The organism is Micromonospora sediminimaris (assembly GCF_016863575.1).
Taxonomy (GTDB): Bacteria; Actinomycetota; Actinomycetes; order Mycobacteriales; family Micromonosporaceae; genus Micromonospora; species Micromonospora sediminimaris.
The window spans coordinates 1-13,566 of the sequence record NZ_BOPD01000018.1; the positions used below are offsets into that span (position 1 = coordinate 1).

The 13,566-nt window shown below is 72.0% G+C and carries 12 protein-coding genes; 6 read left to right on the plus strand and 6 right to left on the minus strand.

Annotated features, from left to right (window positions below; translation table 11 throughout):
• Window positions 1–128: 128 nt before the first annotated feature.
• From Vse01_RS15385 to Vse01_RS15395, 3 genes are read right to left on the minus strand one after another with little or no spacing between them, the layout of a single operon-like run.
• Window positions 129–1,349: a hypothetical protein gene (locus Vse01_RS15385; RefSeq protein ID WP_093409105.1), complete on the minus strand. Its 1,221-nt coding sequence runs from the start codon at window positions 1,347–1,349 to the stop codon at window positions 129–131.
• 51 nt (window positions 1,350–1,400) lie between these two features.
• Window positions 1,401–3,077: a GTPase gene (locus Vse01_RS15390; RefSeq protein ID WP_093409420.1), complete on the minus strand. Its 1,677-nt coding sequence runs from the start codon at window positions 3,075–3,077 to the stop codon at window positions 1,401–1,403.
• A 5-nt stretch (window positions 3,078–3,082) separates the two neighbouring features.
• On the minus strand, window positions 3,083–4,948 hold the full coding sequence (locus tag Vse01_RS15395; protein WP_093409103.1) for a GTPase domain-containing protein: 1,866 nt from the start codon (window positions 4,946–4,948) through the stop codon (window positions 3,083–3,085).
• A 220-nt stretch (window positions 4,949–5,168) separates the two neighbouring features.
• Here Vse01_RS15395 and dnaK point away from each other — a divergent pair, with 220 nt between their 5' ends.
• From dnaK to Vse01_RS15420, 5 genes are all read left to right on the plus strand, one after another.
• Window positions 5,169–7,046, plus strand: coding sequence for a molecular chaperone DnaK (gene dnaK, locus Vse01_RS15400; RefSeq protein ID WP_204019248.1), 1,878 nt, complete (start codon window positions 5,169–5,171; stop codon window positions 7,044–7,046).
• Window positions 7,047–7,092: 46 nt separating this feature from the next.
• On the plus strand, window positions 7,093–7,854 hold the full coding sequence (gene grpE, locus Vse01_RS15405; RefSeq protein ID WP_093403746.1) for a nucleotide exchange factor GrpE: 762 nt from the start codon (window positions 7,093–7,095) through the stop codon (window positions 7,852–7,854).
• Window positions 7,855–7,939: 85 nt separating this feature from the next.
• Window positions 7,940–9,115 carry a molecular chaperone DnaJ gene (dnaJ, locus tag Vse01_RS15410; RefSeq protein ID WP_093403748.1) on the plus strand — a complete coding sequence of 392 codons (1,176 nt, stop codon included), beginning with the start codon at window positions 7,940–7,942 and terminating at the stop codon, window positions 9,113–9,115.
• A 28-nt stretch (window positions 9,116–9,143) separates the two neighbouring features.
• Complete coding sequence (locus Vse01_RS15415; protein ID WP_093403750.1) at window positions 9,144–9,581, plus strand: heat shock protein transcriptional repressor HspR; 438 nt, start codon at window positions 9,144–9,146, stop codon at window positions 9,579–9,581.
• Window positions 9,582–9,761: 180 nt separating this feature from the next.
• Window positions 9,762–9,998: a hypothetical protein gene (locus tag Vse01_RS15420; RefSeq protein ID WP_093403752.1), complete on the plus strand. Its 237-nt coding sequence runs from the start codon at window positions 9,762–9,764 to the stop codon at window positions 9,996–9,998.
• A gap of 54 nt (window positions 9,999–10,052) precedes the next feature.
• Here the strand turns inward: Vse01_RS15420 and Vse01_RS15425 are convergent, their stop codons facing one another.
• The 3 genes from Vse01_RS15425 to Vse01_RS15435 all read right to left on the minus strand — a co-directional run bounded on the left by Vse01_RS15425 (window position 10,053) and on the right by Vse01_RS15435 (window position 12,371).
• Window positions 10,053–10,481 (minus strand): hypothetical protein, encoded by a 429-nt coding sequence (locus Vse01_RS15425; protein WP_093403754.1) that lies wholly within the window; start codon window positions 10,479–10,481, stop codon window positions 10,053–10,055.
• 171 nt (window positions 10,482–10,652) lie between these two features.
• Window positions 10,653–11,864 (minus strand): cation:proton antiporter, encoded by a 1,212-nt coding sequence (locus tag Vse01_RS15430; RefSeq protein ID WP_093403755.1) that lies wholly within the window; start codon window positions 11,862–11,864, stop codon window positions 10,653–10,655.
• Between the two features lie 6 nt (window positions 11,865–11,870).
• The gene (locus Vse01_RS15435) at window positions 11,871–12,371 is read right to left on the minus strand and encodes a cation:proton antiporter regulatory subunit (RefSeq protein WP_093403757.1); all 501 of its coding nucleotides are present in this window, start codon (window positions 12,369–12,371) and stop codon (window positions 11,871–11,873) included.
• A gap of 31 nt (window positions 12,372–12,402) precedes the next feature.
• On the opposite strand from Vse01_RS15435, the gene Vse01_RS15440 reads away from it, so the two are divergent.
• Complete coding sequence (locus Vse01_RS15440; RefSeq protein WP_093403759.1) at window positions 12,403–13,536, plus strand: beta propeller repeat protein; 1,134 nt, start codon at window positions 12,403–12,405, stop codon at window positions 13,534–13,536.
• Window positions 13,537–13,566: the final 30 nt, after the last annotated feature.

Below are 13,566 nucleotides of genomic sequence, written 5' to 3' on the forward strand. Positions count from 1 at the left end.
TGCCAGCCTGACCGGCGGTGCCAGCCTGACCGGCGGTGCCAGCCTGACCGGCGGTGCCAGCCTGACCGGCGGTGCCAGCCTGACCGGCGGTGCCGGACGCGGACGGTTCGATGAGCGTTGGGTGCAGGTCAGCCGTCGTCGGCGAGGCGGTGTCGGTTGGCCTCGATCCAGGCGTCCAGGGCCGCCGGGTCATCCGGGTCGATGCCGTCGGCCATCAACTGGGCCACTGCGGCAGTGGCCGGGCTGCGACGCTCGCCGGTCGCGTAGAGCCGGACGAACTCCGGCACCATCTCCTCGATCGCGGCGTCCGTGGCGGCGGCTGCCGAATCGGGCAGCCCACGCCGGTGCGCCGCGTATCCGGCCCAGGCGCGCAGCACCCGGGGCAGCATCGCCGCGTCGTCCATGTCGAGCACGGCCCGACGGTGCACCCAGTCGAGCAGAAAGAGACCGGCGACGGTCGGGCTCCACCGCAGCGGGTCGGCGTCGGGGAAGGTGGCCGCGTGGTCGAGCAGCAGCCCCAGGCAGAAGTGCAGTGAGGCCAGTTCGGCGTCGTCGACCGCGTCCAGTCCGGCCCGGGCGGCGTCCGGCGAGCCCAGGAACCGGCGGATCTCCGCGGCCCGCTCGGCATCGGGCAACGGGTCGTCGGCCTGCCGGGGCGGTGGTGCGGTCGTGGCCGGCAGGACCGCCAGCCGAGCCCCGACCAGCGCCCGGTCGGTGGCGAGCGAGGCGGCACCGGGCAGCTGACCCAGATGGTCGGTGACGGCCAGATGCCGGCTCACCTCGTCACGCATCCGGGTCGGGCTTTCCTCCCGGAACCAGGTCAACTCGTCTTCGGCGCACAACTGTCGGACCTGCTCCAGGATCCGGCCCGCCGGGCCGCCGACGAACACGTCCTTGGTGATGCCGATGTTGTGGTCGATCAGGGCGACCAGGGCGTGTTCCGGCCCCCCGGTCGCGTCGTCGTAGGCGAACGTCGCCAGGTAGGAGGTCTGGTCGCCGTACACGTCGCCGTACGACCAGGTGCCGGTGACGTGTACCTTGCCGAGCTGCCCGGACCAGGCCGGTGCCGTCGCGCCGGGACGGACCCGGTCCGCGCCGGCCGCGTCCGGCACCAGGGCCGCGAAGACGGCCCGGACCGTCGTCGCCGCGACCGCCCGTCGTCTGGAGGTGGCGGCGAGGAAGTCGCCCACGAAGTCGCGTACCGCCGCCTCCCGGTCCGTTTCGGCGACCTCGTACACGCTGCCGAGCAGGGCCGCACCGAGCATCTCCGCGTCGAGGGCCGAGTCGAGCTTGGTCACGTCGCGTGCGGCGTGCAGCACCGCGTCGTAGGGGGTCTGTGGCGTGGCCATGACCCGACCCTACGCCGATCGCGCGGTGTCCAGGAACGTTCAGCGGCCGGGTCAGCGGTGTCGGGCAACCTCGAGGACGGTGCGTGCGTCGGCGTGCGCGGCGATGACGGCCCGCACCGGGGCCAGCACCTGCTGTTCGCCGACGCTGGCGACGGCCCGGGTCAGCTGCGCCTCCGCCCGGTGACGGGCCTGCCGGGCGGCCCACCTGACCAGCGGGCGGGTCAGGGCCGCGACGAGCGCCCCGGTCAGCAACCCGCCGAGCAGCAGCAGGGTCGGCACCGGTACCTCACCGACCATCGGGTGCCGCAACTCCGGCAACCCGAGTGCCCGCACCGCGTAGCCGAGGACCAGCCAGCCCAGCCCGGCCACCGCGGCGAACGTCACCAGCCACTGCACCCCACCCACAAGTCGCCACCACGCACGAGGACGGTCGACGCCGAGGTCGGTGCTGGCGAGCGCGCCGTCCAGAGCGTCCGGCAGGTCGCCGAGGCGGGACCGGGCAGCTGCGGCCATCGCATCAGGCCAGGCGTTCGGCAGCCCGTCCCCGGCCCGCTCGGCCACCGTCCGCAGGGCCAGTGCCAGTGCGGACTTGTCGGCCGCGTTGGGCTCGGGTACGGAGGTGGCGGCCACCAGGCTCTCCGCCGGGTCACCACCGGCCCGCCGGTCGGGCAGGTGCAGCCGGCGCAGCGGGTCGGCCCGCAGTCGCCGCCAGAGCCGCAGCAACGGCCAGCCGGTGGCTGCTGCGGCGCGATGCCGGTACGCCTGCTCGACCGCCGCCACGACGGTCGGCACTCCGGCTGCCCGGCACAGGGCACGGTCCAGCGCGGTGACCGCGGGATCGTCGGCGGCGAGTGCGGTGCGGGGCGCGCCGACCATGTCGTCCAGCGCGGCGACGACGGTGTCCACGTCACCGGAGAGACGACGCAGCGCGGCCTGGCGTTCGGCGACGGTGCGCTCCAGCGCCGCCCGCAGCCGCTCCGGGCCCTCCGGGTCGGCGACGGTGGTGGCCAGCAGTGGTACCCCGTCCAGCCCGTCCGCGTCGAGCAGGCGGCGCAGGTCGGCCAGGACCCGGGGCACCTCGGCGGGCGGCAGCCGGTCGGTCTGGTTGAGCACGACCACTGTCACGTCCCGGTGCCGGTGGAACTCGCGGAGGTAGCTTCGGTGCATCACCCGGTCGGCGTACTTCTGCGGGTCGACCACCCAGACCACCAGGTCCACCAGGCCGAGCAGCCGGTCCACCTCAAGCCGGTGCGAGTGGTCGACGGAGTCGAAGTCCGGCAGGTCGAGCAGGATCAGCCCGTGCAACGTGGACTCGTCTTCGCCGTCGAGCAGGCTCTCCCGGACGAAGCGGTGGCGGGGCAGCACGCCGAGCCAGTCGAGCAGCCGGGTGCCCCCGTCGAGCGGGCCCCACACGCAGGCGTGCGTGACACCGGTGGTGGGCCGGCGTACCCCGACGGGTGAGAGGTCCATCCGGGCCATCGCGTTGAACAGGCTCGACTTGCCGCTGCCCGTGGCTCCGGCCAGTGCCACCACGGTGTGGTCGCGGGAGAGCGCCAGCCGGGTCCCCGCGCGTTCGACAAGGGTGCGGGCCGGCACCAACGGAGTGTCCGGCAGGTGGCCGTCGACGATGCCGAGGAACCGCCGTACCGCCTCCAGTCGGGCGACAAGTTGGTCGGCGTCCACCCGCCCGTCGGCGATTCGCAACGCCTCGCGGAGGCGTCCGCCCATGCCGGTCACGGCCGCTCCCCATCGGTCAGCTGGGCGTCGACGCCCGTCGTCTGGGCGCTGAGCACGGGTGCGGCGTCGGCGAAGCCGCTGCCCAACCGGGCCGCCTCCACCCGTTCGGCCGCCTGACGCAGCGCCGTCGCGTTCCGGGCCGGCGGTCGGGCCTGCCTGGTCCGGGCGAGATAGCGGGTGGCCTCGTCGTCCAGCAGCACCGTCACCCGCTCCAGCAGGTCCTCCCGGGCCTTTCTGGCCAGCGTACGCACGGCCTGATCACCGAAGATCGCCTGAAGGACCGCCTGACCGGCGAGGGTGGTGCCGGCGCCTGTGGCGACCTCCAGCCCGGTCGGGATGAAGGCGGTGGAGGCGAAGACAGCGATCATCACGGCCAGCCCGGTGGCGTTCACCGCGTACGCCGCGGTCCGCGCCACGAAGCGCCGGTCGCCACCTTCGGCCCGGACCAGTTCCAGCACGCCGCGCTGCCAGTCGCGGACCAGGCGCTCGGCGCGCTGCGGCAGGTCGGCGGCATGGTGGGCGAGGTCGGGTTCGAGCAGGGCCGCGCCGGCCGGGTGCGCCTTCCATCCGGTGTACGCGTGCTCGGCCGCCTCGGCGGCCACCCCACGTAGCAGGGTGACAAGTTGCGACTCGATCGCGTCCCGCAGCTCGACGACGGGGACCGGGCGTCGGGAGAAGGCGGCCATGACGCGGTCCCGCAGCCGGCCGATCCGTGCCTCAAGGGTGCGGAAGAGGTCGCTGGTGCCGATGAACTCCTGCCAACGGGCGAGCACCTCGCCACGGAGCAGTCGACCGTCGCGCAGCCCCTGGTCGACGGTCCGGTTCGCGGCCCGGTACGCCGCACGTACCCGGTCGTCCAGCGCGTCGGCGGCGGCGACCTGCTCGTCGACGGCGAGCGCCAGGCTCTCGACGGTCGGTTGCAGCAGGGCCAGCGCGCCGCCCAGCGTCTGCCGTACCACTGCCGAGCGAGCCTCCGCGTCGGCGGCGAGCCGGGCGAACCAGTCGGCCAGCGGCGCGGTGCTGCGGCCCGGTAGCAGCCCCTGCCCGTCGACCCAGGTCTCCGGGAGCACGAACAGCGGCGCGGCGTCGAGACCCTGCTCGGCGAGCATCTCGGCGAGATGGGCGGCCACCTCGTCGGTCGCCTCCGCCGGCACCCGGTTGAGTACCAGGGCGAGTACCGCGCCCCTGGCCCGGGCGTTGTGCAGCAGCTCCCAGGGGACGGCGTCGGCGTACCGGGCGGCGGTGGTGACGAAGAGCCAGAGGTCGGCGGCGGCGAGCAGCTGGTTGGCCAGGGCCCGGTTGGCGTCGACCACCGAGTCGATGTCGGGGGCGTCCAGGAACGCCAGCCCCGGCGGGAGCGCCGGGGCGGTGACCAGATGCAGGGTGCGGGGATCGTCGCTGGGCTGGTTGGTGCGGGTCAGCCCGGGCAGCAGCTCCCCCCGGCGGAACCAGGCCGAGTCGGCCGGGTTGCAGACCAGTACCGGAGACCGGGTGGTCGGCCGCAACACCCCGGCGGCGCTGACCCGGGCCTGCACCAGGCTGTTGACCAGGGTCGACTTGCCGGCGCCGGTGGATCCGCCGACCACCACGAGCAGCGGAGCGTCGAGGCGGGTCAGGCGGGGCAGCAGGTAGTCGTCGAGCTGGTCGGCGAGGGCGGCGACGGTGCGCGCGGCCAGCTCGGCCGAGGGCAGGGCCAGCGGGAACCGGGCCGCCCCGATCGCGGCGCGCAGGCTGGTCAGGGCGTCTGGCAGGGTGTCGTCCCCGGTGGGCGCGGGCCGGTCCTCGCCGGCGCCGGTGGACCCGGTGCGGGCTGCGACGGCGGGCGCGCCGGACGGTGAGGCGGAATCGCCATGCGTCGTCACCGCTAAAGCGTGCCCGACCGACACAAGGTAAGACAACCGGTCGGTAGGACTGCCGAGTTGCGCCGATCCGACTCAACCCTGACTTGACGATTTCCGGGGGCGTGGCACTATTGAGTCAAGTTCACTCAACTTGAGGTGGGGTCGCTGCGGACGGCAGGTGCCGCGCAGCGGGACGGGAGGGCCCGTCACCTGCTCAACGTAACGAAGCGAGGAAGCGAAGATGGCACGTGCGGTCGGTATCGACCTCGGCACGACGAACTCCTGCGTCAGCGTTCTGGAGGGCGGTGAGCCCACCGTCATCGCCAACGCTGAGGGCTCGCGGACGACCCCGTCGATCGTCGCGTTCGCCCGTAACGGCGAGGTGCTCGTCGGTGAGGTCGCCAAGCGCCAGGCGGTGACGAACCCGGACCGGACGATCCGCTCGGTCAAGCGGGAGATCGGCACCAACTGGTCCGTCGACATCGACGGCAAGAAGTACACCCCGCAGGAGATCTCGGCCCGGACGCTGATGAAGCTCAAGCGGGACGCCGAGGCCTACCTGGGCGAGCAGATCACCGACGCGGTGATCACCGTTCCGGCCTACTTCAACGACGGCCAGCGGCAGGCCACCAAGGAGGCTGGCGAGATCGCCGGCTTCAACGTGCTGCGGATCGTGAACGAGCCGACCGCGGCCGCCCTGGCGTACGGGCTGGACAAGGGCTCCAAGGAGCAGACCGTCCTGGTCTTCGACCTCGGTGGCGGCACCTTCGACGTGTCGCTGCTGGAGTTGGCCGAGGGCGTCATCGAGGTCAAGTCGACAAGCGGTGACAACCTCCTCGGTGGTGACGACTGGGACCAGCGGATCATGGACCACCTGGTGAAGACCTTCCGGGGTGAGCACGGCATCGACCTGTCGCAGGACAAGATGGCGATGCAGCGGCTCAAGGAGGCCGCCGAGAAGGCCAAGATCGAGCTGTCCGCCGCCACCACCACCAACATCAACCTGCCGTACATCACCGCCGGTGCCGCCGGCCCGCTGCACCTGGACGTGACCCTCAGCCGGGCCGAGTTCCAGCGGATGACGCAGGATCTGCTGGACCGCTGCAAGGGCCCGTTCGAGCAGGCCGTGAAGGACGCCGGGATCAAGGTCTCCGACGTCGACCACGTGATCCTCGTCGGTGGCTCGACCCGGATGCCGGCCGTGACCGACCTGGTCAAGCAGCTCACCGGCAAGGAGCCCAACAAGGGCGTCAACCCGGACGAGGTCGTCGCCGTGGGCGCCGCACTTCAGGCCGGCGTGCTCAAGGGCGAGGTCAAGGACGTCCTGCTGCTCGACGTGACGCCGCTGAGCCTGGGCATCGAGACCAAGGGTGGCATCTTCACCAAGCTCATCGAGCGCAACACCACCATCCCGACCAAGCGCTCCGAGGTGTTCACCACCGCCGACGACAACCAGCCGTCGGTGCTGATCCAGGTCTTCCAGGGTGAGCGTGAGATCGCCGCGTACAACAAGAAGCTCGGCACCTTCGAGCTGACCGGCCTTCCGCCGGCCCCGCGCGGCGTGCCGCAGATTGAGGTCACCTTCGACATCGACGCCAACGGCATCGTCAATGTCCACGCCAAGGACCTGGGCACCGGCAAGGAACAGAAGATGACGATCACCGGCGGCTCCTCGCTGCCGAAGGACGACATCGAGCGGATGCGCCGGGACGCCGAGGAGCACGCGGAGGAGGACAAGCGCCGCCGCGAGGAGGCCGAGACCCGCAACGTGGCCGAGGCCCTGCAGTGGCAGACCGAGAAGTTCCTCGCCGAGAACGGTGAGAAGCTCCCCGCCGAGAACCGCGAGAAGCTCAACGAGGCCCTCGGCGAGCTGCGTGGCGCTCTCGGTGGCAGCGACATCGAGAAGATCAAGTCGGCGCACGAGCGGCTCGCGCAGGTCTCCCAGGAGGCGGGCTCGCTGCTCTACGCCCAGCAGGCCGAGCAGTCCCAGGCGGGCGGCGAGGCCGGTCCCGGCGCGGCCGGTGGCGCCGACGCGACCGGTGGCGCGCAGGCCGGCGGCGCCCGGCCCGGTGCGGACGACGTGGTCGACGCGGAGATCGTGGACGAGGACAAGAAGTGACGGTCCTGGCCACCCGAACGCACGGGCAGAGGGATGAGGTAGTCGTATGACGGAGAAGCCACGAGCCGCCGACCCGGGTGACACCGGGTCGGCGCCGGGTGGCTCGGCGTCCGAGCCGGCCACCGGCGACGCGCCGCGGGTCGTCATCCGCAACAACCGCAAGATCAGTCAGATCCGCGAACCCGACGGTACGGCGGCGGACGCCGGACCGGACGTGCCAGCGGAGGGCCTGGTCGAGGAGGCCGAGGTCGTGGTCGACTCGATCGAGGTCGAGGCGAGCGCGCTCAGCGACGCCTCCACCGAGGGTCCGCCGGTCGTGGACGCGCCGGCACAGCCGGTCGGGGAGCCGACCGAGCCGACCGCCGGCGGGCTGGGCGCCGAGCTGGAGGCGCTCCGCGCCGAGCTGGACGAACGCACCCGCGACGTGCAGCGGGTGTCGGCCGAGTACGCCAACTACCGCAAGCGGGTCGAGCGCGACCGTGGCCTGGTCACCGAGCAGGCCACCGGGTCCGTGCTCGCCGCGCTGCTGCCGATCCTGGACGATCTCGACCGGGCCCGGGAGCATGGCGATCTGGTCGGCCCGTTCGGTTCGGTGGCCGAGCAGCTCATCACCGCGCTGGGCAAGTTCGGGCTGACCCCGTTCGGTGAGCAGGGCGATCCGTTCGACCCGACGCGGCACGAGGCGGTGGCCCACCAGACCTCGTCCGACGTCACCGAGCCGACCTGTGTGCAGGTGATGCGCCGGGGCTACCAGGTCGGCGAGCGACTGCTGCGGCCCGCGCTGGTCGCGGTCGCCGACCCGGAATAGTGCGCGACGGTGATCCGGCCGCCCCGCTCGCCGAAACCCGGTGGGCGGGGCGGACCGGGCCCGGAGGTGGGGAGGAGGTGAACGGGTGAGTTCGAAGGACTGGATCGAGAAGGACTACTACGCGGTCCTGGGCGTGGCGAAAACCGCTCCCTCTGATGAGATCAAGAAGGCGTACCGCAAGCTGGCCCGCGAGTCGCACCCGGACCACAACCCCGGCGACGCCAAGGCCGAGGAACGCTTCAAAGCGGTGTCCGAGGCGTACGCGGTGCTCGGCGACGACGCCAAGCGCCGCGAGTACGACGAGATGCGCTCGCTCTTCGGCTCTGGCGCATTCCGGCGTGGTGCCCGGCAGGGCGGCCAACCGGGCGGTGCGCCGTTCGACGTCTCCGACCTGTTCGGTGGCGCGCAGCCGGGTGGTGGCCGGTTCGCCGGTGGCAACATCTCCGACCTGTTCAGCTCGATCTTCTCCGGTGGTGGCGGGGGTGCGGGCGCGCCGGGTCCGGCCCGAGGGCGGGACATCGAGACCGAGGTGGCGCTCGACTTCAATGACGCGGTACGCGGCGTGACCCTGCCGCTGACGCTGCGCGCACCCGGTGTCTGCGACACCTGCCACGGCAACGGTGCCAAGCCTGGCACCGCGCCGCGCACCTGCCCGGTCTGCCACGGTGCCGGGGTCACCAACCGGAACCAGGGTGCGTTCAGTTTTTCCGAGCCCTGCCGCAACTGCCAGGGCGTGGGCACGGTGGTGGACGAGAAGTGCCCGGAGTGCCAGGGCACCGGCGGGGTCACCAAGACCCGTACGCTCAACGTCCGCTTTCCCACCGGGGTGGCCGACGGCCAGCGGATCCGGCTGGCCGGCCGAGGCGAGCCGGGTGAGCGCGGCGGTCCGGCGGGTGACCTGTTCGTGCACGTGAAGGTTCGCCCGGACGAGGTCTTCGGGCGTACCGGCGACGACCTCACCCTGACCGTGCCGATCACGTTCGCGGAGGCCGTCCTCGGCACCGACCTGCGGGTGCCGACGCTCGACGGTCCGGTGACCCTGCGGGTGCCGCCGGGCACGCCGAGCGGTCGCATCCTGCGGGCCAGGGGCAAGGGGGTCAGTCGCCGGGACGGCCAGCAGGGCGATCTGCTGGTCACCCTGGACGTCGTGGTGCCGGCGCGGATCTCGGACGAGGCGCGGGCCGCGTTGGAGACGTTCGCCGAGCAGACTCCGCCGGCGGCGCGGGAACATCTCGACGCGCGGGTGCGTCGGTTCGGTTGATCGGTGAAGCGGTGCGGAGGTGAGCGGGATGGACGGGTTCGTCGGCTCGGATGACCCGGCATACGAGGCCAAGGTGCTGATGATCTCGGTTGCGGCACGGATGGCGGGCATGCATCCGCAGACGCTGCGCCAGTACGACCGGCTCGGCCTGGTGCAGGCCGGCCGGGCGGCCGGTGGTGGGCGGCGGTACAGCGTCCGGGACGTGGTGCTGCTGCGCGAGGTGCAGCGGCTCAGCCAGGACGACGGCGTCAACCTCGCCGGGATCAAGCGGATCATCGGGCTGGAGCGACTGCTGGAGCAGGCCCAGCAGCGGGTCGCCCAGCTGGAGGCGGAACTCGACGCCGCGTACCGCCGGATGGCCGAGCTGGAGTCGCTGGCCCGCTTTCCCGGTCGGGATCTCGTTCCCACCAACCAGACCTCGACCGCCCTGGTGGTCTGGCGTCCCCGACGCAGCTCCGGGCGCTGACGCCCGCCACGGCGAAAGGGGGGTGTGGCTCCGAGTGGGCCACACCCCCTTTCGCTTGTCCGCGGGCGCTGCGCCGCTCGTGTTTCCGCGAACCCGAGCGAGAGACAGGTTGTCTCGACTAGTCTTCAGAAATCAGGTCCAAACCATCTCAATCCGGACTCCGATCTGGCGGGGGGAGCCATGACGGAATCGGCGAGGAAGGTGGCCGAGGAGACGGAGCAACGCCTCGACGACCTGGCTGAGAACGTCCAGCACCGGTTCGACCGGATCACCAAGGGACGCTTCTCCGACCAGATCCAGGCCGGCAGGTTCAGCGGCCGGGGCGATCGGGTCGCCGCGGACAGCGGCCGGGTCGGCCATGGCGCCGGCCAGGCACGCAGCGATCAGCACCGTCGCGAGCGGGGCGGGTCGCGCTGACGATCCGCCGACGTGCGGGCCGGGAGCCACGGGGGGTCCCGGCCCGTTCGGCGTTCAGAGTCGGCGGTTCTCCCGCACCAGCCCGCCCTCGCACCACTCCCGGTACACGAAAAGCTCCGGTCGGGTCAGCAGTACCCGACTGTTGTGCGCCCAGGTACGCATCATCTCGTCGCCGTTGCGCTCGGCCTGGTCGACCAGCTTCCGAAAGCGACGCTTCGGATGTGCCCGGAAGTTCGTCCGGATCCCGTCGGCGGCGTAGATGTAGAGACAGTGCAGCGCGAACCGACGCGCCGGACAGCGGGTGTCCATGGCGAGGTCGAACAGCGTCGTCACCAACCGGTCACCGGAGACCAGCAGGTCCCAGTCCGGCGGCATCGACGTCAACGGGACGGAATCGGGGTGGTAAGCCCACGCTCGCAACTCCGCCGGGGTTGGATCGACGGGGTTGGCGAAGCCGTGGAACGCTGACTCCTGCACGCTCACCGGCCAACCTTCCGCTCTCGCCCGCGGGGGCGTCCGCCCACCGCGAACCCTGGCTGCTGGGGCGACACGTTAACGCGGTACCGGTGAGTACCGGTAGCCCCTACGGGAAGCAATTCGGCATCTCTTGGTCGACACGGGCCCTCCGGACGGTGAAATCGGCTGGTCCGACGCTCACGCCCGGTTCGACGCGGTCGCAGCCCGGGCCGGCTGCGCCGCAGCCCGGGCCCGTAGCCAACCCTTGAACCAGGCGAGGTCGGGCAGCCGGGCCAGCACCGGCCCGGTGACGACCGTGATCAGCACGTACGTCGCCGCCAGTGCCGCCAGCTTCGGTGAGACGGTGCCGGAGGCCACCGCGATTCCGGCGATGACGATGGAGAACTCGCCCCGGGGTACCAGCGCCAGGCCGGCACGCCAGCGGCCCGGTTCGGCGATGCCCGCCCGCCGGGCGGCCAGGTAGCCGGTAAGCGTCTTGGTTCCCATGGTGGCCAGCGCGAGCAGCAGCGCCGGTAGCAGCACCGGTGGGATGTGCCGTGGATCGGTGGCGAGGCCGAAGAAGACGAAGAACACGGCGGCGAAGAGGTCCCGCAGCGGAGTCAGCAGCTCGGTGGCATGGTGGGCGACCGGCCCGGAGAGCGCGATGCCGACCAGGAACGCGCCCACCGCCGCCGACACCTGCAACTTCGCGGCTACTCCGGCCACCAGCAGGGTCAGTCCGAGTACCCCGAGCAGCAATGCCTCGGCGCTGCCGGCCGACAACGCCCGGGAGAGGACGTTGCCATAACGAAGGGCCACCACCAGCACCGCGATCACGGTCAGCACCGCGACGGCGAGGGAGACACCCCCCTTGACGAACCCGACTCCGGCCAGCAGAGCGGTCAGCAGCGGCAGGTAGAAGGCCATCGCGAGGTCCTCGACCACCAGCACGGACAGGATCACGGGGGTCTCCCGGTTACCGAGTCGGCCCAGGTCGGCCAGCACCCTGGCGATCACCCCCGAGGACGAGACCCAGGTGATCCCGCCGAGCACCACCGCAGCCACCCAACCCCAACCGAGCAGCAGCGCGAATGCCGCACCGGGCAGCGCGTTCAACAGCGCGTCGAGCAGTCCTGCCGGCGCGGCCGACCGCAGGCTGCCGACGAGTTCGTCGGCGGAGTACTCCAGGCCGAGCATCACCAGCAGCAGGATCACACCGATCTCGGCGCCGATCGCGAAGAACTCCTCGCTGGCGCTCAACTCCAGCACGCCGCCGTGACCGAAGGCCAGCCCCGCCAGCAGATAGAGCGGAATCGGCGAGAGCCCGACCCGGCGGCCCAGCCGGCCGAGCAGCCCGAGCAGGAACAGCAGCCCGCCGACCTCGATGAGCAGGGTGCTGAAGTCGTGCATCGGGGCTCAGCCGGCGGGATCGTCGGCGGCGAAGATCGCGCTCGCCCCGTCCAGGCCCTGCCGGTTGCCGACGATGACGAGCACGTCGCCGGCGGCGAGGCGGAAGGTCGGACTCGGCGAAACGATCACCTCGCCGGCGCGCAGGATCGCCACGATCGAGGCTCCCGTGCGGGTGCGCACCTTCGCGTCACCGAGGGGCCGGTTGACATAGGTGGAGGAGGCCGGGACGGCGATCTGCTCGGTGAGCAGGCCAGCGGCCTGTTCGCGCAGCCCGGAGAGCTGCCCGAGGATCAGCGACGCACCCAGGATGTCGGCCAGCGCCCCCGCCTCGTCGTCGGTGAGTGGGATGTCCGCCGAGCAACCGTCCGGGTCGTCCGGGTCGTACAGGACGAGGTCGCGGCGACCGCTGCGGTGAGAGACGACCCCCAACCGTCGGCCGGATTCCGTCATCATGTCATGACGTACGCCGATCCCCGGTAAGGCAGTCTGTTCGACACGTACTCGCACGCGCCCAGGCTACTCTCGCGTCGGAGGCCGAATGACCTCGCGGCAGGCCCGCCTACTGCTCCTGTCCGTGCTGGTGACGACACTTGCCGGCTGTTCGATCGGTGACGTGCGTCGTACCGCTCCAGCACCCGAGCCGACGCTGTCGGACAGCGCCTCCGCGCCGCCGGCACCGAGGCCCGTCGCGGAGACCCGCACCACCCGCCTCGCGGTCTCCGAGCGGTACGACCAGCCGTACGTCGAATTTGTCGACGCCCAGCGCGGGTACGCCCTCTTCGCCGCCTGCGACGGCCGCCCGCCCGGTGGCCCGGAGTGCCCCGCCCTGCTCTGGTCGACCCGCGACGGCGGCCGGTCCTGGCAGTCGCTGCGCCACCCGAGACCGGTGGCAGGCAACCAACAGATGTACGCCACCGTCGAGGTGCTCGCCCTCTGGGCCGAGCCGCACGGTTGGTGGACCTCGACCGACGGCGGCGAGACCTTCCGACACAGCCCGGGAGAGGCGGCCCCGGCCAGTTGGCAGGGGACCCAGGGTCGTTTCCAGGTCATCGAGGAATCGGGCAAGGTGGGTCGGTGGGACGGTCGCCGGCTGCGCCCGCTGCCCGCCCAGCCGCCGCTGTCCGCGATACACACGGTCGCCGTCGCCGACACGCTGTTCAGGAAGTCGGACGGGACCGAGTTCCACGCGCCGCTGGTGGTGACCGGGCTGTCCGGTGACGGCAGGCCGCGCGTCGCGAAGTCCTGGGACGAGGGGCGGAGTTGGCGTTCGGGGGAACCGCTGCCGGCCCAAGGCGAGGTGAGCGTGCTCCGATTGCTGCTGGGCTCCGACGGGTGGTGGTTGGTCGGCGAGCGGCCCGACCGGACGGGCTTCCCGGCACTGTGGCGCAGCACCGGCGGCAACAACTGGTTCAGGGTGTACGCCGAGGGGCATCCGGAAGCCGGGCGGGTGGTGCCGCTGGGTGGCAGCACGGCGGCGGTGATCAGCCCACGCGGCGCGGGTGCCGTCGTCGGCGGTCGGTACCTGGACCTGCCCTGGCCGGTCACGGCCGAGCACTCCATCCGACTGCTGCCCGACGGCACGCTCTTCGCGGCGGGGCCGCAGGGTGTCCTGCTCGGCGCCGGCCAGTACGCCGAACGAAGCTGGGTCGCGATCAACCTGGTGAGCGACTGATGTGACTCAGGTCACGTCCCCTGGGTTGAG

Coding starts and splice junctions, on each gene's coding strand:
- Vse01_RS15420 (WP_093403752.1), top strand. CDS start 9,762: ATGACGGAATCGGCGAGGAAGGTGGCCGAGGAGACGGAGCAACGCCTC.
- grpE (WP_093403746.1), top strand. CDS start 7,093: ATGACGGAGAAGCCACGAGCCGCCGACCCGGGTGACACCGGGTCGGCG.
- Vse01_RS15390 (WP_093409420.1), bottom strand. CDS start 3,077: ATGGGCGGACGCCTCCGCGAGGCGTTGCGAATCGCCGACGGGCGGGTG.
- Vse01_RS15415 (WP_093403750.1), top strand. CDS start 9,144: ATGGACGGGTTCGTCGGCTCGGATGACCCGGCATACGAGGCCAAGGTG.
- Vse01_RS15440 (WP_093403759.1), top strand. CDS start 12,403: ATGACCTCGCGGCAGGCCCGCCTACTGCTCCTGTCCGTGCTGGTGACG.
- Vse01_RS15385 (WP_093409105.1), bottom strand. CDS start 1,349: ATGGCCACGCCACAGACCCCCTACGACGCGGTGCTGCACGCCGCACGC.
- Vse01_RS15430 (WP_093403755.1), bottom strand. CDS start 11,864: ATGCACGACTTCAGCACCCTGCTCATCGAGGTCGGCGGGCTGCTGTTC.
- dnaK (WP_204019248.1), top strand. CDS start 5,169: ATGGCACGTGCGGTCGGTATCGACCTCGGCACGACGAACTCCTGCGTC.